General features: G+C 52.5%; 20 protein-coding genes. 6 read left to right on the top strand and 14 right to left on the bottom strand.

From position 1 onward, the window contains the following. Positions 1-158: 158 nt before the first annotated feature. The 4 genes from asd to leuC all read right to left on the bottom strand — a co-directional run bounded on the left by asd (position 159) and on the right by leuC (position 4,792). Entirely contained in the window at positions 159-1,280 is a 1,122-nt protein-coding gene (asd, locus tag Q1L85_RS04900; protein ID WP_373914541.1) for an aspartate-semialdehyde dehydrogenase, read from the bottom strand. Positions 1,281-1,284: 4 nt separating this feature from the next. Next, positions 1,285-2,370: a 3-isopropylmalate dehydrogenase gene (leuB, locus tag Q1L85_RS04895; RefSeq protein ID WP_300432471.1), complete on the bottom strand. Its 1,086-nt coding sequence runs from the start codon at positions 2,368-2,370 to the stop codon at positions 1,285-1,287. A gap of 350 nt (positions 2,371-2,720) precedes the next feature. Then, a complete protein-coding gene (gene leuD, locus Q1L85_RS04890) occupies positions 2,721-3,359 on the bottom strand; it encodes a 3-isopropylmalate dehydratase small subunit (protein WP_300432469.1) in 639 nt (212 codons plus the stop codon). 14 nt (positions 3,360-3,373) lie between these two features. Continuing rightward, a complete protein-coding gene (gene leuC / locus Q1L85_RS04885; protein WP_300432467.1) occupies positions 3,374-4,792 on the bottom strand; it encodes a 3-isopropylmalate dehydratase large subunit in 1,419 nt (472 codons plus the stop codon). Between the two features lie 108 nt (positions 4,793-4,900). Between leuC and Q1L85_RS04880 the strand changes: the two genes are divergently transcribed. The 6 genes from Q1L85_RS04880 (at position 4,901) to Q1L85_RS04855 (ending at position 12,280) form a co-directional block, all read left to right on the top strand. Then, positions 4,901-5,770, top strand: a complete 870-nt coding sequence (locus Q1L85_RS04880) for a LysR family transcriptional regulator (protein ID WP_300432465.1) — start codon at positions 4,901-4,903, stop codon at positions 5,768-5,770. 139 nt (positions 5,771-5,909) lie between these two features. Then, entirely contained in the window at positions 5,910-8,930 is a 3,021-nt protein-coding gene (locus tag Q1L85_RS04875; RefSeq protein WP_300432463.1) for a methyl-accepting chemotaxis protein, read from the top strand. 120 nt (positions 8,931-9,050) lie between these two features. Then, on the top strand, positions 9,051-9,977 hold the full coding sequence (gene uspE / locus Q1L85_RS04870) for a universal stress protein UspE (protein ID WP_300432461.1): 927 nt from the start codon (positions 9,051-9,053) through the stop codon (positions 9,975-9,977). 5 nt (positions 9,978-9,982) lie between these two features. Then, positions 9,983-10,939, top strand: coding sequence for a bifunctional enoyl-CoA hydratase/phosphate acetyltransferase (locus Q1L85_RS04865; RefSeq protein WP_300428265.1), 957 nt, complete (start codon positions 9,983-9,985; stop codon positions 10,937-10,939). A gap of 6 nt (positions 10,940-10,945) precedes the next feature. After that, complete coding sequence (locus tag Q1L85_RS04860) at positions 10,946-11,410, top strand: flavodoxin family protein (RefSeq protein ID WP_300432459.1); 465 nt, start codon at positions 10,946-10,948, stop codon at positions 11,408-11,410. A 96-nt stretch (positions 11,411-11,506) separates the two neighbouring features. After that, positions 11,507-12,280 (top strand): SDR family oxidoreductase, encoded by a 774-nt coding sequence (locus Q1L85_RS04855; RefSeq protein WP_300428263.1) that lies wholly within the window; start codon positions 11,507-11,509, stop codon positions 12,278-12,280. 105 nt (positions 12,281-12,385) lie between these two features. Here the strand turns inward: Q1L85_RS04855 and Q1L85_RS04850 are convergent, their stop codons facing one another. The 10 genes from Q1L85_RS04850 to sdhC all read right to left on the bottom strand — a co-directional run bounded on the left by Q1L85_RS04850 (position 12,386) and on the right by sdhC (position 25,743). Continuing rightward, positions 12,386-14,275, bottom strand: coding sequence for a propionyl-CoA synthetase (locus tag Q1L85_RS04850; RefSeq protein WP_300432457.1), 1,890 nt, complete (start codon positions 14,273-14,275; stop codon positions 12,386-12,388). A gap of 123 nt (positions 14,276-14,398) precedes the next feature. Continuing rightward, on the bottom strand, positions 14,399-15,271 hold the full coding sequence (sucD, locus tag Q1L85_RS04845; RefSeq protein ID WP_300428261.1) for a succinate--CoA ligase subunit alpha: 873 nt from the start codon (positions 15,269-15,271) through the stop codon (positions 14,399-14,401). Beyond that, complete coding sequence (gene sucC, locus Q1L85_RS04840; RefSeq protein ID WP_300428260.1) at positions 15,271-16,437, bottom strand: ADP-forming succinate--CoA ligase subunit beta; 1,167 nt, start codon at positions 16,435-16,437, stop codon at positions 15,271-15,273. The genes sucD and sucC overlap by 1 nt, the downstream gene beginning before the upstream one ends. A 242-nt stretch (positions 16,438-16,679) precedes the next feature. After that, positions 16,680-18,122, bottom strand: a complete 1,443-nt coding sequence (gene lpdA / locus Q1L85_RS04835) for a dihydrolipoyl dehydrogenase (protein ID WP_300432454.1) — start codon at positions 18,120-18,122, stop codon at positions 16,680-16,682. Between the two features lie 26 nt (positions 18,123-18,148). Further along, complete coding sequence (gene odhB, locus Q1L85_RS04830; protein ID WP_300432452.1) at positions 18,149-19,390, bottom strand: 2-oxoglutarate dehydrogenase complex dihydrolipoyllysine-residue succinyltransferase; 1,242 nt, start codon at positions 19,388-19,390, stop codon at positions 18,149-18,151. Between the two features lie 30 nt (positions 19,391-19,420). Beyond that, complete coding sequence (locus Q1L85_RS04825; protein ID WP_300432450.1) at positions 19,421-22,258, bottom strand: 2-oxoglutarate dehydrogenase E1 component; 2,838 nt, start codon at positions 22,256-22,258, stop codon at positions 19,421-19,423. 264 nt (positions 22,259-22,522) lie between these two features. Then, positions 22,523-23,233, bottom strand: coding sequence for a succinate dehydrogenase iron-sulfur subunit (locus tag Q1L85_RS04820; protein WP_300428497.1), 711 nt, complete (start codon positions 23,231-23,233; stop codon positions 22,523-22,525). A gap of 15 nt (positions 23,234-23,248) precedes the next feature. Continuing rightward, positions 23,249-25,021 carry a succinate dehydrogenase flavoprotein subunit gene (gene sdhA / locus Q1L85_RS04815; RefSeq protein WP_300432448.1) on the bottom strand — a complete coding sequence of 591 codons (1,773 nt, stop codon included), beginning with the start codon at positions 25,019-25,021 and terminating at the stop codon, positions 23,249-23,251. Positions 25,022-25,024: 3 nt separating this feature from the next. Further along, positions 25,025-25,375, bottom strand: a complete 351-nt coding sequence (gene sdhD, locus Q1L85_RS04810) for a succinate dehydrogenase, hydrophobic membrane anchor protein (protein WP_300427502.1) — start codon at positions 25,373-25,375, stop codon at positions 25,025-25,027. Next, positions 25,369-25,743, bottom strand: a complete 375-nt coding sequence (gene sdhC, locus Q1L85_RS04805; protein WP_300427501.1) for a succinate dehydrogenase, cytochrome b556 subunit — start codon at positions 25,741-25,743, stop codon at positions 25,369-25,371. The genes sdhD and sdhC overlap by 7 nt, the downstream gene beginning before the upstream one ends. Between the last annotated feature and the right edge of the window lie 388 nt (positions 25,744-26,131).

The following is a 26,131-nucleotide window of genomic DNA, read 5'->3' as shown; positions in this document are numbered from 1 at the left end:
AGATTCCGTTCATAAGCGCTGGTAAGTATCAAATATAAAACCAGCTAACGCAATATTTTGCCCGGAGCAGCAGGGATAAAAGCGTGACGTAAGAAACACTTAGAGCATTTTTCTCTCAGCCACCATGAAAAAAGCGGGGTAAATACCCCGCTTCTTCATCACTTATTCAACAAAATGCGCAACATTCTGCGAAGTGGCTCAGCTGCGCCCCACAGGAGTTGATCCCCTACCGTAAACGCAGAAATGTACTCAGGCCCCATGTTGAGCTTACGGATACGCCCAACTGGAATACTCAGAGTGCCGGTGACTTTCGCTGGCGTAAGCTCTTTCATGCTCGCGTCGCGATCGTTTGGAATGACTTTAACCCAGTCATTGTGACCCGCCAGAATGCTTTCAATTTCACTGACTGGCAGATCTTTTTTCAGCTTAATGGTCATTGCCTGGCTGTGACAACGCATCGCACCGACACGAACACACAGACCATCCACAGGCACCTGGTTATCGCTGCGACCCATAATCTTGTTGGCTTCAACCTGTGCTTTCCATTCTTCGCGGCTCTGGCCGGATTCCAGCTGAGAATCGATGTATGGAATCAGGCTTCCCGCCAGAGGCACACCAAACTGGTCAGTCGGCAGCGCATCGCTACGAATGAAATCAGCGACCTGACGGTCGATTTCCAGAATGGCACTGGCAGGATCATCCAGCTTGTCTTTCACTTCGTCACGAATAGCACCCATCTGAGAGATCAGTTCGCGCATGTGACGCGCACCGGAGCCAGAAGCTGCTTGATAGGTCTGCGGAGCAACCCACTCAACCAGATCTTTCTCGAACAGACCGCCCAGTGCCAGCAGCATCAGGCTGACGGTACAGTTACCGCCAACGTAGGTTTTTACACCTGACTCAATGCCCTTTTCGATCACGTCTTTGTTTACCGGGTCGAGCACGATGATGGCATCGTCCTTCATGCGCAGTGACGATGCTGCATCAATCCAGTAACCGTTCCATCCCGCTTCACGCAGTTTGCCGTACACTTCTTTGGTGTAATCGCCGCCCTGACAGGTAATGATGGCATCCTGTGCTTTCAGTGCATCGATATCGAATGCGTCTTCCAGAGTGCCGCAGTCTTTACCCGCAAAGTCAGGTGCCGGTAGCCCCTTCTGAGACGTGGTGAAAAACACCGGATTAATCAGGTCGAAATCTTTCTCGTCCTGCATACGCTGCATCAGGACAGAACCGACCATTCCGCGCCAGCCTACCAGGCCAACATTCATCTGTGACATGTAATTAAACCTCCTGCAGAGCAGCTACTACTGCTTCGCCCATCTCGGCGGTTGAAACTTTCTGCATACCTTCAGAGAAGATGTCGCCAGTACGCAGACCTTTATCCAGTACATTGCTGACCGCCTGCTCAATCGCATCAGCTGCAGCAACTTCACCCAGTGAATAACGCAACATCATCGCAGCTGACAGGATGGTTGCCAATGGGTTAGCGATGCCCTGGCCTGCAATATCCGGCGCAGAACCATGACATGGCTCGTACATACCTTTGTTGTCTTTATCCAGAGAGGCAGACGGCAACATACCGATAGAACCGGTCAGCATCGCAGCAGCGTCAGACAGGATGTCACCGAACATGTTCCCGGTAACCATAACGTCGAACTGCTTAGGTGCGCGCACCAGCTGCATTGCCGCGTTATCAACGTACATGTGAGAAACTTCGACTTCAGGGTATTCCTTCGCTACCTCGTTAACCACTTCACGCCACAGAACAGTCACTTCCAGAACGTTGGCTTTATCAACAGAGCACAGTTTTTTATTGCGCTTCATCGCGGAGTCAAACGCAACACGGGCAATACGCTTAATTTCAGACTCGCTGTACACGTAGGTGTTGTAGCCTTCGCGCTCGCCATTTTCGAGAGTGCGGATACCACGTGGTTTACCGAAGTAAATACCACCAGTCAGTTCACGCACGATCAGGATATCCAGACCAGATACCACTTCAGGCTTCAGAGAAGACGCATCCGCCAATTGTGGATACAGAATGGCTGGACGCAGGTTACCAAACAGCTCCAGACCGGAGCGCAGACCCAGCAGACCTTTTTCAGGACGCAGTTCGCGATCTTCAAGGTTGTCCCACTTAGGACCACCTACCGCACCCAGCAAAATTGCGTCGGCTGCGCGTGCTTTTTCCATGGTTTCTTCTGGCAGTGGCGTGCCGTGTACGTCGTAGGCAGAGCCACCTACCAGACCGTCCACCAGCTCCAGACCGAGATTGAATTTTTCGTTCGCTACGTTCAGAACCTTAACGGCTTCTGCAACGATTTCCGGGCCAATACCATCGCCCGGCAGAATCAGTACGTTTTTGCTCATTTCTATTCCCTATATGCACGCCGACCTTCTGGCCTGACGTGAAAATTTTGTTAACCCGGGTTGTCACTAGGGCTTTTAATCCAGCTCGCCGTAAACCCATCCATGGGGGCTCCCTTGTGCCATCCATGGCACAAAGGGCTGGCTCAAAAGCCCTAGCAACACCCCTTAAATATTCCTTGCCGCAAGAGCAGTTGTTTCGATGCACATACTCGTCGGCCTGTACAGCTAGAGTGGGTCGCATATCCGCTCGGGGACCGTGTGCCGTAAGGACACGGCACCCGAGCCTACAGGGACGTATTTACGGCGTGTCCCGGAGTGGAAATCGAATCACTCTTTTAGCGGCAGCTCCCCTACGAAAAGAGCCACGGAGAAGACGCACGACGCTTCTCTTCGTACGCTTTAATCTCGTCAGCGTCCTGCAGTGTCAGACCGATATCGTCCAGACCATTCAGCAGACAGTGACGACGGAAATCGTCCACCTCAAAGGCGATCTCTTCACCAGAAGGCGTCACCACCTTCTTGTTCTCGAGATCAACAGTCAGCTGATAACCTTCGCTTGCCTCAGTCTCTTTAAACAGACGATCAACCGTCTCTTCATCCAGAACAATCGGCAGCAGGCCATTTTTAAAGCTGTTGTTGTAGAAAATATCCGCGTAGCTTGGCGCGATGATCGCACGGAAGCCAAAGTCTTCCAGTGCCCATGGGGCGTGCTCACGGCTTGAACCGCAACCGAAGTTTTCACGGGCCAGCAGTACAGAAGCACCGCTGTAACGTGGCTGGTTCAGTACAAAGTCTGGATTCAGCGGACGACCACTGTTATCCGCATCCGGCTGACCTTCGTCCAGATAACGCAGTTCATCGAACAGGTTCGGGCCAAAACCAGAACGCTTGATCGACTTCAGGAACTGCTTAGGAATGATCATATCAGTGTCAATGTTGGCGCGATCCATAGGAGCGACAACACCCTGATGTACAGTAAATGCTTTCATCTTATGTTCTCCTATTAAAGTTCACGCACGTCAACGAAGTGACCCGCAATCGCAGCCGCTGCCGCCATCGCCGGGCTCACCAGATGCGTACGACCGCCGTAGCCCTGGCGACCTTCAAAGTTACGGTTTGAAGTAGACGCACAGTGCTCACCATTACCCAGCTTGTCGGCGTTCATCGCCAGACACATAGAGCAACCAGGCTCACGCCATTCGAAACCGGCTTCTACGAAAATCTTATCCAGACCTTCTTCTTCGGCCTGCGCTTTCACCAGACCAGAGCCAGGAACCACAAGTGCCTGCTTCACGCTACCAGACACCTTACGACCTTTTGCTACCTCGGCCGCAGCACGCAGATCTTCGATACGGGAGTTAGTGCACGAACCAATAAATACGCGGTCGAGTTTGATGTCGGTAATTTTCTGGCCAGCCGTCAGACCCATGTATTCGTAAGCACGCTTAAAGCCTGAGCGTTCAACGTCGTCCGCAGCCTCTTCCAGAGTCGGTACGGTACCGTCGATGGTGGTGACCATCTCAGGTGAAGTACCCCAGGTAACCTGTGGCTTGATGTCTTCGGCGCGGATCTCAACGACTTTGTCGAATACCGCATCATCATCAGACTTCAGGTCGGACCATGCTTCCATAGCCATTTCCCACTGATCGGCTTTCGGCGCGTACGGACGGCCCTTCACGTATTCAGCGGTGATCTCATCGAACGCTACCATGCCGACACGGGCACCGGCTTCGATCGCCATGTTACACATGGTCATACGGCCTTCCATACTCATAGTACGGATGGCAGAGCCACCGAATTCCATGGCGCAACCGTTACCACCCGCGGTACCAATCACACCAATCACATGCAGAACCACGTCTTTACCAGTGATGCCTTTGCCCAGTTCACCGTCAACCTTGATCAGCAGATTTTTCATCTTGCGCTGAATCAGACACTGAGTCGCCAGAACGTGCTCAACCTCAGACGTACCGATGCCGTGCGCAAGTGCAGCAAACGCACCGTGAGTCGCGGTGTGAGAATCACCACACACCACGGTCATACCCGGCAGCGTTGCGCCCTGCTCTGGACCAACCACGTGCACGATGCCCTGACGTTTGTCGGCCATTTTGAATTCGGTGATACCGAAATGATCACAGTTGTCGTCCAGGGTTTTCACCTGAATGCGCGAGACCGGGTCCTGAATACCATCGATACCGGATTCACGCTCAACCGGCGTGGTCGGCACGTTATGATCAGGAGTCGCCAGGTTTGCATCTAAACGCCATGGCTGGCGGCCTGCAATGCGCAGACCTTCAAACGCCTGTGGCGACGTTACTTCGTGCAGAAGCTGACGGTCGATGTAAATCAGTGCGGTGCCATCTTCACGGGTTTTCACCACGTGCTGGTCCCAAAGTTTGTCATACAGAGTCTTGCCGGCCATGCCTGCGCTCCTGTTCTCTCTCATTAATCACTTGAGGAATAGTAAACGAAGTGATAAACAACTGAAATTCATATTTTTTCTAGTTTGAATTCCAAAAAGGAATACCAAATGGATACGCAGGCGCTCAAGGCGTTTATGGCCGTCGCACATCATCAATCTTTCTCGACGGCGGCAGATAACCTTTACCTGACTCAGTCTGCTGTCAGCAAACGGGTAAAACAACTTGAGGAGCAGCTTGGCAGTGCGTTATTCGACCGACACAACCGGACCATCAGCCTGACCGAGGCCGGTCAGGCTCTCCTGCCCCGGGCAAGAGAGATTCTCGACCTCGTTGCTGATACCGAGCTCCAGATTGAGAACATGAGCAACACGGTGGGAGGTCACCTGTCACTGGCCACTAGCCATCACATTGGCCTCCACCGCTTACCGCCAGTACTGCAGGAATATGTCCGTGCATTCCCGGCTGTTGACCTGAATCTGGAGTTTATGGGATCAGAACGGGCATACCATGCAATTCGCCTGCGCCAGGTAGAGCTTGCGCTCACGACACTCGATGAAGCAGATAAACTGGCAGACGATATTGAAGCAACGCCCCTGTGGGAAGACCGGATGATCTGCGTCTGTGCTCCGCATCATCGTCTGGCATCACTCCAGCACATCACCTTCGATGACCTGGCTGACGAATCGGCCATCCTGCCTGAACCAGATACCATTACCTACCGCGTCGTCGCTGAGGCATTTGCCCAAAGAAATCTGATGCTTAAAGCGCCTATGCCAACGAACTTCCTCGAAACGATTAAAATGATGGTCTCCGTGGGTATGGGCTGGAGCCTGCTACCAGAATCCATGGTCGACAGAACCCTGTATCAGTTGCGCTGGCCGGGACATCCCCCAGCCCGCCAACTGGGACTGATTCAGTTACGTCACCGTACGCTGTCCAATGCCGCACACGCGATGATCAACCTGTTGAATCGTTAGACAGTCGCGCCCCTGCCAGCTGCTGATAAAAACATCAGAAAAGGTTCAAAAGCGGACAATTCCCGCCTTCGTCGCCTGCAAATTACCGCGGGGCGACTAGGCTTTTGATTCATTGAAGTCAAAAGCCACAGGAACCCCGATGACCTTCTTCTATAATCTGCCTGTCTGGAAAAAACTGGTCAGTGTTTTACTGATCGCAGGTTTACTCCCGATGATTATTATTGGTGTCGAGTCTTTAAGTACCGCAGAGAGGACCATCTCTGAACAGATTACAGACAAACTGGAAGCCGTCAGAACAATCAAGGCCAGAGAAGTAGAGCGCTACTTTGAACGGGTCCGAAATCAGGCAAAAACACTTGCGGCCACAGAGCTGGTAATTTCTTCAGCATCAGCGCTTCCCGACGCATTTAATAGTTATGCTGCTGAAACAGGTTTCACCAGCCCACGACACAGAAGCCACGTACAGGGTTACTATACGGGTGATTTTGCAGGCCAGTTCAGGGAGCTTCACGGAATAACCCCGGCAACATCGCCCATGCATTCGCCACTCGACACCGACTCAATCGCACTTCAATACGCGTTTATCAGCAACAACCCCAATCCCCTGGGTGAAAAAGATCAACTCACGACCTCCGGGAACAGGACGCGCTATGACCAGTTACACGAAAAGCTGCATCCGACGTTGCGTCATTTTCTGCAGGAATTCGGCTACTACGATATTTTCATTGCCGATCCTGAGAGTGGAGACATCGTCTACTCAGTCTACAAAGAACTGGATTTCAGCACGTCTCTCAAGGACGGGCCTTATGCCGACACCAGTATTGGCAAAGCATTTCGCGGTGCGATGCAACTGAATAAACCTGGCGAAACTTATCTGGCAGATTTTGAAATTTACCCCCCGTCCTACGATGCGCCGGCAAGTTTTATTGCGACACCGATTTTTAATAACGGGATTAAAGCAGGCATTCTCATTTTTCAGATGCCTATCGAAGACATGAACGCCATTATGACGGAGCGTTCTGGCATGGGAGACACAGGAGAATCCTATCTGGTTGGCCCGGACTTACTCATGCGGTCGGACTCTTATCTTGACCCGGTAAATCACAATGTTGCGGCATCGTTCCGCTACCCGGACAAAGGACGTGTTGATACCGAAGCAGCCCGCGCAGCGCTCGCCGGAGAAAACAGCAGTCGTATTATCATTGATTACAACGGTAACCCGGTGGTATCCGCCTTTATGCCCGTTGATATTGGCGGGATTACATGGGCGCTTCTGGCAGAGCAGGATGTTGCCGAAGCTTACGCACCCGTTTACCAGCTGCGAACCACAATTATTATTGCATCGGTGTTGTGTGCCCTGCTCGTCTGCGCGCTCGCGTGGTGGTTCGCAAAACTGCTGTCTAAACCCATTACCCAGATGCGTGATGCAATTATTGCTGCCGAAAAAACCGGGGCGTTTTCTCATAAGGTTGAATACAACAGCAGAGACGAATTTGGGGAAATGGCACGCGCCTTTAATTCATTCCTGATGACGCTCGCCCGTATGTTCACCGATACCAATCAGACATTACGAGAGGTCTCGCAACAGAACTACACAAGCCGTATTTCTGCGATGTATAACGGCGATATGCAAAGGCTCTGCGACGGCGTCAACACTACAATTTCCGCGATTGAAACCGCTCAACACGAACAGGCGAGCCAGGCAAGAGTTATCCAGGCGGCATCGGTACAGGCAGAACAACAAGCTGAAGAGGCTAAGCAATCGGCCCTGCTCGCTCAGACTTCAGCAGACGAAGCCAACAAGATCCGACAGGCACTGGATGTTGCCGGCACGCCGGTGACAATGAGCGATGAGCAGAACCAGATCATCTACGCAAATCAGGCATTTATTGAGCTGTCCGGACTTCTCGGGTTCGCCATGACTAATGATATGCAGGCGATCTCCCTGAACCGGTTTATTGATGCCTGTTCGGGTCGCCCGGTGTCCGAACTGATCACCGGCCAGCCGACAACAGCAACACAGATTAATGACCGGAATATTCTGCTGAATGCCGTGCCATTGCGTTCAGAAAACGGAGTTCAGGGGCTGGTAATAGAGTGGCGGGACCGCACGCAGGAAGTTATTTCTGAGCAGGAAATAGCGAGTATGGTTAAACGTGCCTCATCCGGAGATTTCAGCACCGAAATTCCAGTCGCTGGGAAGCACGGTTTCTTTCTGGCTCTGGCCGAAGGGCTTAACTCTCTGAACAGCCAGACCCGCGCCGTGATCGCAGATGTCGCCAATGTTCTCGACAGCATGGCTCAGGGTGACCTGACGAAAAAAGTCGTCACCGACTATTCAGGCACTTTCGGACAACTGAAACAGAGCCTGAACCAGACCATGAACAGAATGGAAGAAATACTCGGCGGACTTCGTGAGTCTGCGTTTCAGGTCAGTACGGGGGCACGTGAGATAGAAGCCGGCATCATCGACTTAGCCGCCCGAACCGAACAACAGGCCGCATCGCTCGAAGAAACGGCCTCATCAATGAATGAGATGACGTCCAACCTGGCCCAGAGCTCAGAGAGTGCAAGTCAGGCGGAACGCATGGCGAAAGACGCCGAAAGCAAAGCCAGTGAAGGCGGCAAAGTGGTAGAAAGCGCAATCGCTGCGATGCGGTCTATTAATGATGCCAGTGCCCGGATTGCTGACATCATCGGTGTCATCGATGAAATTGCTTTTCAGACAAATCTCCTGGCGTTAAATGCTGCGGTCGAGGCAGCGCGTGCAGGCGAACAGGGTCGCGGTTTCGCGGTCGTCGCTTCAGAGGTACGCCAGCTTGCGCAACGCTCGTCACACGCTGCTAAGGAAATCAAAGAACTGATTATCGACAGTGTCGATAAAGTCGAGATGGGCACACGTCTGGTGAATCACTCTGGCGACACTCTGAAGGATATCGTCCGCTCTGTCGAAGACGTCAGCAGGATTATTTCTGGTCTCTCCGGCGTGACACAGGATCAGGCTAATGGCATCAGTCAGGTAAACGCAGCCATCACCCGGATGGATGAAATGACCCAACAGAACTCAGCACTGGTTGAAGAAGCCACCGCTGCCGGTGAAAACATGGCGTCGCAAGCCCAGAGCATGGCAAACGCAGTGTCCTTTTTCCGCACGCATTAACTGAACGACCACCATTTACCAGCGCCAGGCTGGTAAATGGTCAAAAACTGCTCCAGAACAAGACATGACGACCTTTTCGGCGATATGCTGGACATAACCTCAGTTGATAAGGAGTCGGACATGCTGGACATCAATCACATCCTCGTTGTTCTTGATCAGTCAGATACCGAGCAGCCAGGCCTCGACCGGGCACTGTGGCTGGCGCGTCTCCTCAATGCGGACATTACTCTGCTGACCAATGCCTGGGACACTTATGGCGATCACTCCTCCCAGCTTGCCGGTGAGACCAGGGACAGCATCCGCGCCGCCCTGACATCGAGAGCAGAACAATGGTTATCTTCGTTCACAGAATCAGACGACTGCAATGGCCTGCGGCTCGCTACTGAAGTGCACTGGCAGAAGCACCTTCATGACGCAGCCATAGAGTCGATGCGCAACAACGATTTTGATCTGGTCATCAAGAGCACCCACAAGCACGGTATTCTTGACCGGATTTTTTCGCACACCGACTGGAACCTCATGCGCCACTGCCCCGCTCCCGTACTGATGGTGAAGTCTGCAGCACCATGGCGTCACAGCAGAATTCTGGCATCCATCGATGCCACCAGTGCCGATCGCGGACATCAGCTGATTAACGATAATATTCTGTCATTCGCCGAACACCTTGCAGACCACTTTTCTACCGACCTGCATATTGCCAATGCCTACCCGCTTGTCGCTCTGGCTTTTTCGATGGTTCCCGAGGTTACCGCGCCTGACAATATTCAGGAATTTGTGACTGAGCAGCATCAGGAGGCAACTCAGCAGTGGGCGGATAAGTTTAATGTGCACAAAGATCACATTCACATTGCTGAAGGCGATACAGATGAAGTAATTTCTGACATCGCACACAGAATTGAAGCCGACCTGGTCGTCGTCGGCACAGTCGGACGCGAAGGTCTGAGTGGGGTATTAATCGGAAATACAGCCGAAGCCCTGGTCGACAAGGTTCACTGTGATGTTCTGGTGATAAAGCCACTGGACGGTGTCCGTCCCGATATAGAGTAACGCACATGGATATGCAGCAGCTGCGCGATCAGATATTCACTGAGCTGGAAGGCCATCCTCATATGTCCACCCTGCTCACCAGAGCCTTCGAGCGTCCGGCTCTGCCAACAGCAATCGTCCACCCGGTTACAGACGAATCTCTGGCCGGCGCAGTGGCGGCCCACCGTCTCGGCTTAATTACCGCTACCCTGGTTGGTCCTGAACAACGTATCCGTCAGTGCGCCGAAGACTACGACATTGACCTGTCCGGCCTCACCATTGTTTCGACAGAACACTCGCATCAATCCGCTGCAGAAGCTGTCGCACTCGTTCATAAAGGCGAAGTGCGTGCACTGATGAAGGGAGGGTTAAGCACAGATGAAATGCTGTCAGCCATCCTGAACAGTGACACAGGAATACGCACCGGCCGCCGTATCAGTCACGTGTTCTATCTGGACATACCGCTGTATCACAAACCCCTGCTGATGACAGACGCCGCCATCAACATTCAGCCAGATCTGAAAACTAAGCGGGATATTGTCATCAACGCAATAGAGCTTGCTCAGGCCCTGGGTACTTCAACCCCTAAAGTTGCCCTGCTCAGTGCCGTCGAAAAAGTAAAACCCGAAATTCCCGGAACCATCGACGCAGCGGCACTCTGTAAAATGGCTGATCGTGGTCAGATTAAAGGGGGCCTGCTCGATGGTCCGCTTGCTTTTGACAATGCCATCAGTCGGGAAGCGGCTGACACCAAGGGCATCGAATCTGACGTCGCAGGTGATGCTGACATTATGGTGGCGCCAGACCTCGAAGCCGGAAATATTCTGGCGAAACAGCTTATCTATCTGGGCAACGCCGTTTCTGCCGGACTGTTACTTGGTGCCCGGGTGCCAGTCATGCTTACCAGCAGGGCTGAAAAAGTTCAGGGGCGACTGCTCTCCTGCGCGCTGGCTCAGGCAGCGGCCAGTGGAGGCAATGACTGATCCACCATGCCTGACCGCTCGCTACTGATCGTTTCTCACCTGCCATCCGATAACCTGAAACGCCTGGGTGCTGCTCTTGAAGCAGGTGCCGGGCGTTGCCGTTCCTCCATCGAAGTCCTGCATAAGCCAGCCTTTGGATCGACCGCGGAAGACGTACTGAAAGCGGATGCCATTGTACTGATCACCCCTGAAAACCTCGGCTATATGTCTGGCGCCCTGAAAGACTGGTTCGACCGGATATATTACCCGGTGTTGGAAAAGAAACAGGGGCTGCCGTTAGTGAGCATTATCCGCGCCGGACACGATGGAACGGGGACTGAGCGGGCGATCCGTACGATAGCCACAGGTCTGCGCTGGCGCTGGGTTCAGGAGGCCATCGTCCTGCGGGGAGACTGGCAGGAATCCTGGTTACAGGACGTCGGGGATCTGGGAGAGGCTCTGGTAACAGCCCTTGATGGCGGAATGATCTGATTCTGCCATTGCACTGCTGCGCTTCCCCTGCCCGTTTCGGACCTTGATCGTAACCCTGACTGGCGCCACGATATACCGCGTTGACGGAGAATAATAATGCATAAAAAAGCAGTGTTTATTACCGGTGCCGCTGCTGGCATCGGGCGAGCCATAGCGACCATCTTTGCTCACAACGGCTGGTACGTTGGCGCGGCGGATATCGACGAGGTCGGCCTGAAAACTCTTCAGGCGAGCCTGGGCAAAGACCAGTGTTTCACCTGTCGACTGGATGTCACTTCGGAGGACGACTGGGCCGGAGCCCTGGAACGATTTACACAATCCGCCGGACGCCTCGACACTCTGGTGAATAACGCGGGTATTCTTGCATCGGGTAACTTCACCGATATCCCACTGGCGAAACAGCATGCAATTATCGACATCAATGTTAAAGCCGTTATGACAGGTTGTTATCAGGCTTTCCCTTATCTGAAAGAACAACCCGGCGCTTGCGTCGTTAATCTCGCGTCTGCGTCGGCCATTTACGGGCAGCCATCGCTGGCGACTTACTCTGCCTCGAAATTTGCTGTCAAAGGCCTGACCGAAGCGCTGAATCTTGAGTGGGAAGAGTATGGTATCCGCGTGCTTGATGTCCTACCGTTGTTCGTTCAGACCGCGATGGTGACCGATATGGATGCCCGGTCAATTCAACGACTGGGGGTTCATCTGACGGCAGACGATGTCGCCCGGAAGATTTTCAGTGCAGCGTCCCATCGCCACTCCCCGGCGAAAGTTCACTGGACCGTTGGCTGGATGACAGCGCTCATGTACACAGCCGCCAACCTGTCACCGGACTTTATCAATCGCTGGGTCAATCGCAGAATCAGCAGATAAAAAAACGCCGGCCAATGGCCGGCGTGAGAGGGGGAGCAATCATAAAGGCTGTTTTGCAACAACCGGGGTTATGACTCGCCCTCTGATATACAGTTCCAGCGAGTTTCAGTTTCTCAGACCTTTTTTAAGTAAAGTAGCCTCAATTTCGACAAGACACGCCGGATCGTCAATGGTTGACGGAGTTTGATACTCCTCGCCGTTAGCGATGCTACGCAATACCTTCCTTAAAATTTTTCCAGAACGTGTTTTAGGTAAGCGCTGAACCACCACCGCATGTTTAAAACTGGCAACGGCGCCAATACGGGCCCGGACCTCCTGAATCAGTTCTGACTCAAGGGAGTTTTCGTCAACCGACACACCATCTTTGAGCAAGACCAGCCCCAGGGGCTCTTCACCCTTCAGCTCACAACGTCGTCCGATCACTGCGCACTCCGCAACAGCCGGATGTGACGCCACGACTTCTTCCATCTCTCCTGTCGATAACCGGTGTCCCGCAACATTAATGATGTCATCGGTGCGTCCCTGCACGAAGAGGTACCCCTCAGTATCAATAAATCCACCGTCACCCGAGACGTAATAGCCTGCAAACTTACTCAGATATCCATCAACGAAGCGCGAATGATTACCCCAGATGGTAGGCAGACTGCCGGGCGGCATTGGCAGGCGCAAAGCAATATTACCCTGCTCTCCCGGTTCAACCGGAGCACCGTCATCATCAAGAATTTCAACGACAAAACCCGGCGTGGCGCGGGTCACCGAACCGGGTTTCGTTGGCGCGATACCGTAACCAACATGATTCCCCGCGATCGCCCAGCCCGTTTCAGTCTGCCACCAATGATCAACGACTGGACGCTCCAGGTGTTCAACAACCCAATCATAAGTGGGTGGGTCCAGTCGCTCTCCTGCCATAAAAATGGTTTTTAACGAACTGAGATCATAAGCAGCTGCCATCCGGCATTCCGGGTCTTCCTTACGTACGGCACGAAACGCTGTGGGTGCCGCAAAAAGAGCCTTCACCCGATGCTCAGAACAGACACGCCAGAACGCACCGGCATCGGGAGTCCGCACAGGCTTGCCTTCATAAAATACCGTGGTGCATCCAGTAATTAACGGTGCATAAACGATATACGAATGCCCCACCACCCAACCGACATCAGAGGCTGCCCAGAAAACGTCGCCCGGATGAATGTCGTAAACCGACGCCATGGAATAACGCATGGCAACGGCATGTCCGCCATTATCCCTGACGACCCCTTTAGGCTTGCCAGTGGTGCCCGAGGTATACAGAACATACAGCGGGTCCGTCGCTTTAACCGCGACACAATCGGCGGGTTCCGCGGCGGAGGTCAGAGATTTCCAATCAAAATCAGTACCCGGGGTCAGTTCACACGGGCATTGATCGCGTTGAAAAACGATACAGGCTTCCGGGGGGCTCTCAGCCATAGCAAGGGCATCGTTCACGATGGGCTTGTATGGAATGATACGGTCAACTTCGATACCACAGGATGCAGTGACCAGGACTTTTGGCGCAGCATCATCTATCCGCACCGCAAGCTCGTGGGGGGCGAACCCTCCAAACACCACAGAATGCACGGCACCCAGACGGGCGCAGGCAAGCATAGCGATCGCAGCTTCCGGAATCATGGGCATGTAAATGACTACCCTATCACCTTTGCTGACGCCCTTACTTTTCAGAGCTCCAGCGAAGCGGGCAACCTCTTCAGTAAGCTCGTAGTAGGAGTAGGTACGCGTAACTCCCGTGACGGGAGAATCATAGATCAGAGCGGCCTGCTCACCACGACCGTTCAACACATGATAATCGAGCGCAAGAAACGCGGTATTCAGTTCGCCATCGGCAAACCAGCGATCAATACCCTGATCGTCTTTACTGAGTATGGTTTCCGGGCGGCGGAACCAGTGTATATTCGCCGCCTGAGCTTTCCAGAAGGTCTCAGGATGTTCCTGAGCTTCACGATAATCTTTGTCATACTTCATAGCAGCCTCCTGACGTATAGCTAAAACCATACGAGACAGGCACAAGCAGGGCTATTCGACTTAGGGATAGCGCACAAAAAAGCCCGCCGTCTTTGCAGAGGGCGGGCTTTCGTCCGGATCAGATTACCAACCGGTTACCTGCTTCAGAGTCTTACCGATGTCAGCCAGGCTCTTACAGGTTGCAACACCTGCGGCTTCCAGAGCTGCAAACTTATCTGCGGCAGTACCTTTACCACCGGCAATGATCGCACCTGCGTGACCCATACGTTTACCCGGAGGCGCGGTAACACCAGCGATGTAAGACACCACAGGCTTAGTCACATGTTCCTTGATATAGGCAGCTGCTTCTTCTTCAGCGGTGCCACCAATCTCACCGATCATCACGATCGCTTCGGTTGCCGGGTCTTCCTGGAACATTTTCAGGATATCGATGAAGTTAGAGCCCGGAATCGGGTCACCACCAATACCTACACAGGTAGACTGGCCGAAACCTTCGTCGGTCGTCTGTTTAACCGCTTCATAGGTCAGCGTGCCTGAGCGGGACACAATTCCGACTTTGCCCGGCAGATGAATATGACCCGGCATAATACCGATCTTACACTCTCCCGGAGTGATCACACCCGGACAGTTCGGTCCGATCAGCTGAACTCCCAGCTCGTCGCACTTAACTTTTGCATCCAGCATATCCAACGTAGGAATACCTTCAGTGATACAGACGATCAGTCTGATCCCTGCATTGGCCGCTTCGAGAATCGAGTCTTTACAGAAAGGCGCAGGAACATAAATAACAGAGGCCTCAGCACCTGTTTTCTCAACTGCTTCTGCAACGGTATTAAACACGGGAAGCCCCAGGTGCTCAGTACCCCCTTTGCCCGGCGTGACACCACCGACCATTTTCGTACCGTAAGCAATCGCCTGTTCTGAGTGGAATGTCCCCTGAGAACCGGTAAAACCCTGACAAATAACCTTGGTATCCTTGTTAATTAAAATACTCATTATTTGCCCTCCGCGGCTTTAACTGCCTGTTCCGCCGCATCCGTCAGACTGGTTGCTGCAATGATATTCAGGCCACTGTCAGCCAGGACCTTGGCGCCTAACTCAGCGTTGTTGCCCTCAAGGCGTACAACCACCGGTACTTTCACGCCGACTTCTTTAACAGCCCCGATCACCCCTTCGGCAATCATGTCGCAGCGGACAATACCACCGAAGATGTTGATCAGTACGGCTTTTACATTTTCATCAGAGAGAATAATTTTAAACGCCTCGACCACCCGCTCTTTGGTCGCGCCGCCCCCTACATCCAGGAAGTTTGCCGGCTGGCCGCCATGAAGCTTAACGATATCCATCGTACCCATTGCCAGGCCAGCACCATTAACCATACAGCCGATGTTGCCATCGAGTGCAACATAGTTGAGTTCGAATTTGGCGGCGTGCGCTTCGCGCTCGTCTTCCTGAGAAGGATCATGCATTTCCTGCAGATCTTTGTGACGATAAACGGCGTTGCTGTCGATATTAATCTTGGCGTCCAGACAGTGAAGATCACCGTCATTAGTAATCACCAGAGGATTAATTTCGAGCAGGGCCAGATCTTTCTCGTGGAAGAGCTTAGACAGGCCCAGAAAAATCTTAACAAACTGCTGAACCTGCTTACCTTCCAGGCCGAGCTTAAATGCCAGTTCGCGTCCCTGATAAGGTTGCGCGCCGACTAAAGGATCAATCACGGCCTTCAGAATTTTCTCCGGAGTTTCTTCCGCAACTTTCTCAATTTCCACGCCACCTTCGGTCGACGCCATAAACACTACGCGACGGGTAGAACGGTCAACGACAGCACCCAGATAGAGCTCCTGAGCGATATCAGTACAGGACTCAACAAGAATACGCGATACCGGCTGACCGTTTTCATCAGTCTGATACGTCACCAGGTTTTTGCCCAACCACTGATTAGCAAAAGCGGCGATCTCATCTTTCGACGACACCAGTTTCACGCCCCCGGCCTTACCCCGGCCACCGGCATGCACCTGTGCTTTCACAACCCAACGGTCACCGCCGATAGTATCGGCTGCAGCCGCAGCTTCATCCGCAGTTTTCGCCGCCACCCCTTTCGAGACTGGCAGACCATACTGTGCGAACAACTGCTTACCCTGATATTCGTGTAGGTTCATCGCTTTGTCCTGTTATTACAAATTAGCTTTCAGAAAACTCTGAGTGTTTTCAGAGGATTCTGTTCCGCGTTGAAAAAATCATTCTGACTGGGCCTGTGCGGTATTCCGTTTTGTCGAAAATCCATACAGTCAGGCCCTGACTGTTGATTCAGTTTAGACAGTTATTAATAAAGCCACAAAAAAAAGACCCGGTAAACCGGGCCTTAGTCTTAGAGTTGGTTCTGGAAAGCCAGAATTTCCTCTTATTTCGCCTTAGGACGACGATTAGCTTTGTGAATTGCAGCATTATTTACTGCAAGAGCCGCTTCGTGAACCGCCTCAGAAATTGTAGGATGCGCAAATACCATCATACCTACATCTTCAGCACTGGAACCGAACTCCATCGCCACGACCAGTTGCTGACAAAGATCGCCAGCATTAGGACCAATTACGCTCGCACCTAAGATACGGTCTGTTTCAGCGTCAGCAATAATCTTGACGAAGCCATCAGTATCCGCAGCCGCCATCGCACGACCATTGGCAGCGAATGGGAACATGCCCACATTGTACTTATCGCCTGCCGCTTTCAGCTGATCTTCCGTTTTACCGACCCAGGCAATCTCCGGATGCGTGTAAATAACAGAAGGAATACAGTCGTAGTTCACCTGTGCTTTGTGACCAGCAATTCGCTCCGCGACCATCACGCCTTCTTCAGACGCTTTGTGCGCCAGCATTGGGCCACGAACCACGTCGCCGATTGCCCAGACACCAGGGGCATCTGTTGAGCAGGTTTCATCAACGTGAATAAAGCCGCGCTCGTCGAGGTTCACACCACAGTCACCAGACAGCAGACCCTCGGTGTATGGACGACGTCCAACAGCAACGATCAGCTTGTCGAATTCCTGAGTCTGTTCACCTTCAGAATCCTGATAAGTGACAGTCACTTTTCCGCGCTTAACGTCGGATCCGGTAACACGGGCACCGACGCGGATGTCCATACCCTGCTTGCTGAACAGTTTCTTCGCTTCTTTTGCAACAGCCTGATCAACAAGGTGCAGGAAATTATCCTGAGCTTCCAGAACCGTGACTTCTGAGCCAAGACGACCCCAGACGCTGCCCAGTTCCAGACCAATAACACCCGCACCAATGACGCCCAGGCGCTTCGGTACTTTAGTGAATTCCAGAGCACCGGTTGAATCGACGATCACATCGTCCGTCAGGGGTGCAGGTGGAATGTTTACCGGCACCGACCCGGTCGCAATGATCACATTGTCGGCTTCAAATACTTCTGTGTTGCCATTGTGATCAGTAAATTCTACCTGCTTGTTAGCCAGCAGCTTACCGGTACCTTCAAATGAGGTGACACCGTTCGCTTTGAAAAGCGTAGCAACGCCCATGGTCAGGTTTTTCACAATCTGCTCTTTCCGGCCAAGCATTTTCTCGATATCAATCGAGACTTTACCGGTGGAAATACCGTGAAGATCAAATTTTTCTTTGGCTTCTTCGTATTTGTGCGAGCTGTCCAGCAACGCTTTTGATGGGATACAACCCACGTTCAGACAGGTACCACCCAGTACAGGCTTACCTTCTTTGTTGACCCATTTTTCAATACACGCCGTTTTCAGGCCAAGCTGCGCACTGCGGATTGCAGCAACGTATCCACCAGGACCGCCACCAATCACCACAACATCAAATTTCTTGCTCATATAATTTTCCTTAGTCCTGAATCCGATCAGATATCCAGCAGCAGACGAGCAGGATCTTCCAGGAGCTCTTTAATAGTCACCAGGAACTGTACCGCTTCTTTACCATCGATCATACGGTGATCGTAGGACAGCGCCAGATACATCATAGGCTGAATAACAACCTGACCGTTAACTGCCATTGGACGCTCCTGAATTTTGTGCATTCCAAGGATAGCAGTCTGTGGTGGATTCAGGATCGGAGTCGACATCAGCGAACCGAAAATACCACCGTTGGTAATCGTAAAGGTACCGCCCTGCATATCATTGATACCCAGTTTGCCTTCACGTCCACGCTTACCGAAGTCACCAATGGTGCTTTCGATTTCGGCCAGACCCATGCTGTCAGTATCACGCAGAACCGGCACAACCAGTCCGCGATCGGTTGACACTGCCACACCGATATCCTGATAACCGTGGTAGACCATGTCGTTGCCATCGATCGACGCGTTAACGGCAGGGAAGCGTTTCAGTGCTTCCGTCGCTGCTTTTACGAAGAACGACATAAAGCCCAGTTTCACACCGTGTGTTTTTTCAAACTGGTCTTTGTACTTCTTACGCAGTTCCATTACTGGACCCATGTTCACTTCGTTGTACGTAGTGAGCATGGCTGCATTCTGCTGTGCTTCTACCAGACGACGTGCGATGGTTGCACGCAGACGAGTCATAGGAACACGTTTCTCTATGCGATCACCCTGATCAACCATCGGAGACGAGCCCGCAGATGGAGAAGCGACTGGCGCTTTTGGTGCTTCAGCTTTCGGTGCTGCCGCAGGGGCAGCCGGTGCTTCGCTACCACCTTTAAGGTGGTTGACCACATCTTCTTTGGTCACACGGCCGTCTTTACCCGTGGCCTTGATCTCTGCCGCAGCGACACCGTTTTCTTCGGCCAGCTTACGTGCAGCCGGGCTCATGATAATGTCGCCCGACTCAGCGGCGGCTGGTTCAGACGCAGCTGCTGGTGCAGCTTCTGCCGCAGGAGCCTCGCCCGCTGCGCCTTCAACGAAGATCGCCAGAACTTCATCTGACAGTACAACGTCGCCTTCATTTTTCATTACTTCTTTCAGGGAACCGTCCGCAGGTGCGACGACTTCCAGCACGACCTTATCCGTCTCAATATCGACAATAAGTTCGTCACGCTGGATGGGTTCACCCGGCTTTTTATGCCAGGTTGCTACCGTGCCGTCTGCAACAGATTCAGGAAACGTGGGTGCCTTGATTTCGATGCTCATTCGATTTTCCTTAAGAGTTCCTGCGATACATCAGCCCTGGAGGTCCAGAGCGTCACGAATTAATTGTTCCTGCTGCTTAAGATGCAGCGCCATGTAACCAGCCGCTGGAGATGCAGAAAGATCACGACCTGCATATTCCAGATGCCATTTCGTATTCAGCTCATGCGCCACTTTACGCATGTGATGCTGGCTGCTGAACCAAGCGCCCATGTTCATAGGCTCTTCCTGTACCCAATAAATATCCTTGGCACCTTTGTATGGCTCCAGGATTTTCGCCAGATACTTATGCGGGAACGGATACAGCTGTTCAATACGGATAATAGCAATATCGTCGATTTCTTCTGCGCGACGACGTTCAAGTAAATCGTAGTACACCTTACCTGAACACATCAGAATCCGACGGACTTTCTTCGGATTAATGTCGTCGATTTCATCGAGACAGGTTTTGAAACGACCATCCGCCAGTTCTTCCAGAGTGCTGGTAGCGAGCTTGTGGCGCAGCAGCGACTTAGGCGACATAACCACCAGAGGCTTACGCAGAGGGCGAATCATCTGGCGGCGCAGCATGTGGTAAACCTGCGCAGGCGTGGAAGGTACAACAATCTGAACGTTATGCTCAGCACACAGCTGCAGATAGCGCTCAAGACGTGCTGACGAGTGCTCAGGCCCCTGCCCTTCATAACCGTGCGGCAACAGCATAGTCAGACCACACAGACGGCCCCATTTGTGTTCGCCTGAGGAAATAAACTGGTCAAACACAACCTGCGCACCGTTTGCGAAGTCACCAAACTGCGCTTCCCAGATAACCAGAGTCGAAGGGGTTGTCGTGGCATAACCATATTCGAACGCCAATACGGCTTCTTCGGACAACAGAGAGTCAGAAATATAGAACTCTGACTGATCTTCTTTCATGTTCTGAAGAGGAACATAAATGCTGGCATCTTTCTGATTATGAAGAACAGCATGACGATGAGAGAAGGTACCACGACCAACGTCCTGACCCGTGATGCGCACATCGTAATTCTGATCAACCAGAGTCGCATACGCCATGGTTTCAGCAAAGCCCCAGTTAATCGGCAAAGCACCCGCAGCCATCTTGCGACGGTCTTCGAGAATTTTGCCGACCTGACGCTGCACCTCAAAACCTTCAGGCACTTCGGTCAGCTTTATTGCCAGGTCCTGCAGACGCTTCAGCTCGAACGTTGTGTCGCCCTTAGTCGTCCAGTTGTGGCCAAGATAAGGCGTCCAGTCAACGAACAACTCTTTGTTAGGCTCTTTAACCAGTGATTTAACTACGTGCAGACCATTGTCCAATGCCAGACGATATTCTTCGTCGAGTTGTTTACTGGTTTCTTCGGTCAGAACACCTTCATTAATCAGGCGCTGCGCGTACAGAGTACGGGTAGTTGGCTGATTCTTGATTTTGGAGTACATCAGAGGCTGAGTACCGGATGGTTCGTCCGCTTCGTTGTGACCACGACGACGATAGCACACAAGGTCAATCACAACGTCTTTACGGAACTCATTGCGGTAATCGACGGCCAGCTGTGTAACGAACAGAACCGCTTCCGGATCATCACCGTTAACGTGCAGAATTGGCGCCTCGACCATTTTCGCAACGTCAGTACAGTATTCTGTCGAACGGGTATCTTCGCGCTTAGAGGTAGTAAAGCCCACCTGGTTGTTGATAACGATATGGATCGTGCCACCCGTTTTGTAGGCGCGGGTCTGTGACATCTGGAAGGTTTCCATCACAACACCCTGACCTGCAAATGCAGAGTCACCGTGAATGCTCACCGGTACCACTTTTTCGCCCGTCGGGTCATCGCGACGATCCTGACGTGCACGGACAGAGCCCTCAACCACCGGAGAAACAATCTCAAGGTGCGATGGGTTAAATGCCAGTGCCAGGTGAACTTCGCCACCCGGTGTCATCACATTGGAGGAGAAACCCTGGTGATATTTAACGTCACCGTGTGAGTGGTATTCTGCCTTACCATCAAATTCGTCAAACAGATCGGAGGTCTTTTTACCCAAAGTATTAATCAGGGTATTCAGACGGCCACGGTGAGCCATACCAATCACGATTTCTTTTGCGCCGTAGGTACCGCTGCGCTGAATCAGCTCATCCATCAGCGGAATCAGAGATTCACCACCTTCAAGACCGAAACGTTTCACACCCGGGTAGCGGGAACCGAGATATTTCTCGAGACCTTCCGCCGCAGTGAGACGTTCAAGCAGGTGCATTTTAATCTCTTCACCGTACTTAGGATGTGAGCGTACGCTCTCAAGACGCTGTTGGAACCAGCGTTGCTCGGCGGTATTGACGATGTGCATGTACTCGGCACCGACCGTACCGCAGTACGTCGCTTCGAGTGCATCAATAATTTCTTTCAGAGTCGCTTCGTTCTGACCGACGAACAGATTGCCCGTCTGAAAAACGATGTCCAGATCAGAACGCGTCAGACCGTGAAAATGCAGATCCAGATCAGGCACAGTCTCCCGCACCATCAGGGCCAGTGGGTCCAGCTTTGCATGCTGATGACCACGTCCACGGTAGGCATTGATTAACTGAAGAACTTTAACCTGCTTACGCTCGTGCTCAGAGCTGACGGGTGCCGAAGATACAGGCTTGGCACGACGCTGATTTTTTGAAATCAGCAGGAATTGATCCCGGATAGGCTGATGAGGCGTGTCGACGGTATTGTTTTCGTCCACCCGTGGCAACTTGTCAAAGTAGTTGCGCCACTCCTCGGGGACTTCATTCGGATCTCTTAGGTAGGTTTCGAAGAGTTCTTCGATATAAGCAACATTACCTCCAGCGAGTTGAGAGGTATTCCATAGTTGCTCCATAGTTTGCTCGTGCATGTACGACCACCCTGTTTCAATGCCAAAACGAGGGATGTCACCGACAGAGTGTACGCACCGACTCCAGCGCAAAGCGGGATAGAGGGCCGACCGGATAGATCGCAAGGCCTCTGAGGTGACCCGGGATACCGGTTCCCTCAACGTAAAAACTAGCTTAGTCAACAATAGGACTTTGTGGGTTCCATTGTTGAAAAATTGTTAACGTAAGTGGGCTGTGTGTCCAGCCCGACTTACGTCTGATACCACCTGGCGGCGGTGAATCCGTTATACCTGCTGCGTGAGCAGCATGTTACGGATGTGGCCAATGGCGCGGGTTGGGTTCAGACCCTTCGGGCACACATTGACACAGTTCATGATTCCGCGGCAACGGAAAACAGAGAACGGATCGCTCAAACCTGCCAAACGTTCCTGAGTTGCGGTATCACGGCTGTCTGCCAGGAAGCGGTAAGCCTGCAGCAGACCAGCAGGACCGACAAACTTGTCAGGATTCCACCAGAATGACGGACAGGAGGTCGAGCAGCACGCACACAGAATACACTCGTACAGACCATCCAGTTTCTCACGATCTTCAGGCGTCTGAAGACGTTCGATGGCTGGCGCAGGAGTATTGTTCTGCAGGAACGGCTTGATCTTTTCATACTGCTGATAGAACAGGCTCATATCAATGACCAGGTCACGGATAACAGGCATGCCTGGCAGCGGGCGCAGAACCAGCTTGTCCATTTTGCCTTTGGTTGCTTCCGAGATCGGAGTGATACAGGCCAGACCGTTCTTACCGTTGATGTTCATGCCATCAGAGCCACAAACGCCCTCACGACATGAACGGCGGTATGCCAGAGTCGGATCCTGTTCTTTCACCAGAGCCAGTACGTCCAGAATCATCACATCTTTACCACCTGGGATAGTGATGTCGTAATCCTGCATGTACGGCGCTTCGTCCTTCTCAGGGTTGTAACGATAAATACTTACTAACATATCAACGCTCCCCTATTAATAGGTACGAATCTTCGGCGGGAAGGCTTCTACAGTCTTCGGCGCAAAGTTAACTGCGCGCTTGCCGATGGTCTTGGTTTCCGGGAAGTACAGAGAGTGGCACAGCCAGTTCTCATCATCACGCTCAGTAAAGTCATTACGGGCGTGAGCACCACGGGACTCTTTACGCTCAATCGCAGCCACAGCGGTTGCCAGAGCGGTTTCGTACAGGTTATCAAGCTCGAGCGCTTCAATACGTGCTGTGTTGAATGCGCCGCTCTTGTCATCCAGCGCAGTGTTCTTAACACGTTCGCCGATTTCTTTGAGCAGGCCGAGACCTTTTTCCATCGCTTCACCGTCACGGAATACACCGAAGTAAAGCTGCATGGTTTTCTGCAGATCTGCACGAACAGCGGCAACAGACTCACCCGCTGTTGTTGTGTTCAGGCGATTCAGACGACCCATTGCGCGCTCAATGTCGGCGTCAGTCGGCTCAACGAAGTCGAAGCCTTCAGAGAAGCTTTTCTCAACCTGCAGACCCACTGCACGACCAAAGACAACCAGGTCAAGCAGAGAGTTACCACCAAGGCGGTTTGCACCGTGTACGGATACACACGCAATTTCACCGGCGGCGTAGAGGCCTTCAATGACTTTGTCGTTACCGTCTGCGTCCACAGTCAGCGCCTGACCACCAATATTGGTCGGGATACCACCCATCATGTAGTGACAGGTCGGAACTACTGGCACTGGCTCTTTTACCGGGTCAGTTGCTGCGAATGTCTTAGACAGTTCACAGATACCTGGCAGACGCAGGTTAAGAGTTTCTTCACCCAGGTGATCGAGCTTCAGCAGAACGTGGTCTTTGTTCGGACCCACACCACGGCCTTCCAGAATTTCCATAACCATCGCACGGGCAACAACGTCACGACCTGCAAGGTCTTTCGCGTTAGGAGCATAACGCTCCATGAAGCGCTCGCCTTCAGAGTTGATGAGGTATCCACCTTCACCACGACAGCCTTCGGTTACCAGTACACCGGCACCCGCAATACCTGTTGGGTGGAACTGCCACATTTCCATGTCCTGCAGAGGAACACCGATACGCGCAGCCATACCAACACCGTCACCAGTGTTGATCAGTGCGTTAGTCGTAGACTGATAAATACGGCCTGCACCACCGGTCGCAAGAACGGTTGCTTTGGCACGGATATATACGGTTTCACCGGATTCGATATCAATCGCGATAACACCAGCTACCTGACCGTTTTTGTTGGTCACCAGATCAACGGCATACCACTCATTCAGGAAGGTAGTACCGCCTTTCAGGTTGCCCTGGTACAGAGCGTGCAGCAGCGCGTGACCGGTACGGTCAGCAGCAGCACAGGTACGAGCGGCCTGAGTCGGGTTGTCCGGACCCTTTGACTGACCACCGAAAGGACGCTGATAAATACGGCCTTCTTCGGTACGGGAGAACGGCAGACCCATGTGTTCGAGCTCGAAAACAGCCTGCGGGCCTACAGAACACATATATTCAATGGCGTCCTGGTCACCGATGTAATCGGAACCCTTTACAGTGTCGTACATGTGCCAGCGCCAATCGTCATTCGGATCAGCAGAGGCGATTGCACAGGTGATACCACCCTGAGCAGATACGGTATGAGAACGGGTCGGGAAAACCTTAGTCACACACGCAGTTTTGATACCGGCTTCGGTCAGCTGCAGCGCAGCACGCATACCAGCACCACCGCCACCAACTACGATGGCATCAAATGGCATAGTTCTGATTTTGCTCATGACTTACACACCCCAGAGGATATCAATGCCCCAGACCAGGTAAGTGAACAGAAACACTGCACATACCAGCTGGAACGCGAAACGGAGAACGGCAGACTTGGTCAGGTAGTCAGTGGAGATAGTCCACATACCGACCCAGGCGTGCGCACAGATGGAGATCAGTGAAGCGATGCTGAACACTTTCATCCAGGTCTGTGAAAACAGGCCGTGCCACTGAGCGTAAGTCATGTCCGGGGTGGCGATGACAAAGCCCACCAGGAACAGAGTGTAAACGGCGAGAATCACCGCAGACAGACGCTGGATCACCCAGTCGTAGAGGCCATTACGGCCAAAGTTAGTTACGCTGCTTACCATACCCAAACTCCCGCCAGAACGATGACGACAACACCAGCGATCAGAGTGATCATGGCGCCCACGCGTCCGGTTTCTTTGGTTTCACCAATTCCCATATCCATCAGCAGGTGCTTAACGCCCGCTACCACGTGGTAACCCAGTGCAGACAGAATGCCCCAGGTGATGAATTTTGCCAGGCCACTATTCAGCACGTCTTTCAGTTCAGCGAAAGACTGTTCAGATTCCAGTGAAGTACCCAGTGCGTAGAGCATAAAAGCAACAGCAAAAAACAGGGCAAAACCGGAAATACGGTGCAGAATGGACGCCTTAGCGGGAAGTGGGAGCTCAATAGTAGTCAGATCCAGATTTTTAGGTCTATTGCTATTCACGGCTCTATTACACTCTCTAATCGGCTCGGTGATCCCGTCGTTGCGGGGCCAAGCACAGGCTCAAGAAGGTTGCCCGCCACTTGTACAAGTTTTGCACAAGTTTAAGGCCGCGACAAATTATAAGCACCGCGACACTGATTTACAAATGGCGCGACGCTCCAGACAGCGTGTTTTCGACCTTTGGCGAACACGGCTTACAATGAGAACCATCTATACTTGACTACCACGAACTGCTCGTCCTCTGCCTGCCGGCAATTGACAATCCCGGTTCACCACTTATAGTTGTGCCCCTTTGTTTGGGGGTAACACCTTAAGTAGAGTTCTTCCTGCAGTGTCCGCAGGCCCAGAAAGCACAGGACACCGCAGCGGCGTCACATGCCGCAAACGG

The organism is uncultured Thalassolituus sp. (genome assembly GCF_950066645.1).
Lineage (GTDB): Bacteria > Pseudomonadota > Gammaproteobacteria > Pseudomonadales > Oceanobacteraceae > Thalassolituus.
The sequence above is the reverse complement of the archived record's forward strand: the minus strand, read 5'-3'. Positions and strand labels throughout refer to the sequence as shown.

Bases quoted from the DNA above. Each gene is read 5' to 3' on its own strand.
- leuD (WP_300432469.1), bottom strand. From the start codon at position 3,359: ATGAAAGCATTTACTGTACATCAGGGTGTTGTCGCTCCTATGGATCGC.
- sucC (WP_300428260.1), bottom strand. From the start codon at position 16,437: ATGAACCTACACGAATATCAGGGTAAGCAGTTGTTCGCACAGTATGGT.
- odhB (WP_300432452.1), bottom strand. From the start codon at position 19,390: ATGAGCATCGAAATCAAGGCACCCACGTTTCCTGAATCTGTTGCAGAC.
- lpdA (WP_300432454.1), bottom strand. From the start codon at position 18,122: ATGAGCAAGAAATTTGATGTTGTGGTGATTGGTGGCGGTCCTGGTGGA.
- Q1L85_RS04865 (WP_300428265.1), top strand. From the start codon at position 9,983: ATGGATATGCAGCAGCTGCGCGATCAGATATTCACTGAGCTGGAAGGC.
- Q1L85_RS04855 (WP_300428263.1), top strand. From the start codon at position 11,507: ATGCATAAAAAAGCAGTGTTTATTACCGGTGCCGCTGCTGGCATCGGG.
- Q1L85_RS04825 (WP_300432450.1), bottom strand. From the start codon at position 22,258: ATGCACGAGCAAACTATGGAGCAACTATGGAATACCTCTCAACTCGCT.
- Q1L85_RS04875 (WP_300432463.1), top strand. From the start codon at position 5,910: ATGACCTTCTTCTATAATCTGCCTGTCTGGAAAAAACTGGTCAGTGTT.
- leuB (WP_300432471.1), bottom strand. From the start codon at position 2,370: ATGAGCAAAAACGTACTGATTCTGCCGGGCGATGGTATTGGCCCGGAA.
- Q1L85_RS04860 (WP_300432459.1), top strand. From the start codon at position 10,946: ATGCCTGACCGCTCGCTACTGATCGTTTCTCACCTGCCATCCGATAAC.
- asd (WP_373914541.1), bottom strand. From the start codon at position 1,280: ATGTCACAGATGAATGTTGGCCTGGTAGGCTGGCGCGGAATGGTCGGT.
- Q1L85_RS04880 (WP_300432465.1), top strand. From the start codon at position 4,901: ATGGATACGCAGGCGCTCAAGGCGTTTATGGCCGTCGCACATCATCAA.
- sdhA (WP_300432448.1), bottom strand. From the start codon at position 25,021: ATGAGCAAAATCAGAACTATGCCATTTGATGCCATCGTAGTTGGTGGC.
- sdhD (WP_300427502.1), bottom strand. From the start codon at position 25,375: ATGGTAAGCAGCGTAACTAACTTTGGCCGTAATGGCCTCTACGACTGG.
- leuC (WP_300432467.1), bottom strand. From the start codon at position 4,792: ATGGCCGGCAAGACTCTGTATGACAAACTTTGGGACCAGCACGTGGTG.
- uspE (WP_300432461.1), top strand. From the start codon at position 9,051: ATGCTGGACATCAATCACATCCTCGTTGTTCTTGATCAGTCAGATACC.
- sucD (WP_300428261.1), bottom strand. From the start codon at position 15,271: ATGAGTATTTTAATTAACAAGGATACCAAGGTTATTTGTCAGGGTTTT.
- Q1L85_RS04820 (WP_300428497.1), bottom strand. From the start codon at position 23,233: ATGTTAGTAAGTATTTATCGTTACAACCCTGAGAAGGACGAAGCGCCG.
- Q1L85_RS04850 (WP_300432457.1), bottom strand. From the start codon at position 14,275: ATGAAGTATGACAAAGATTATCGTGAAGCTCAGGAACATCCTGAGACC.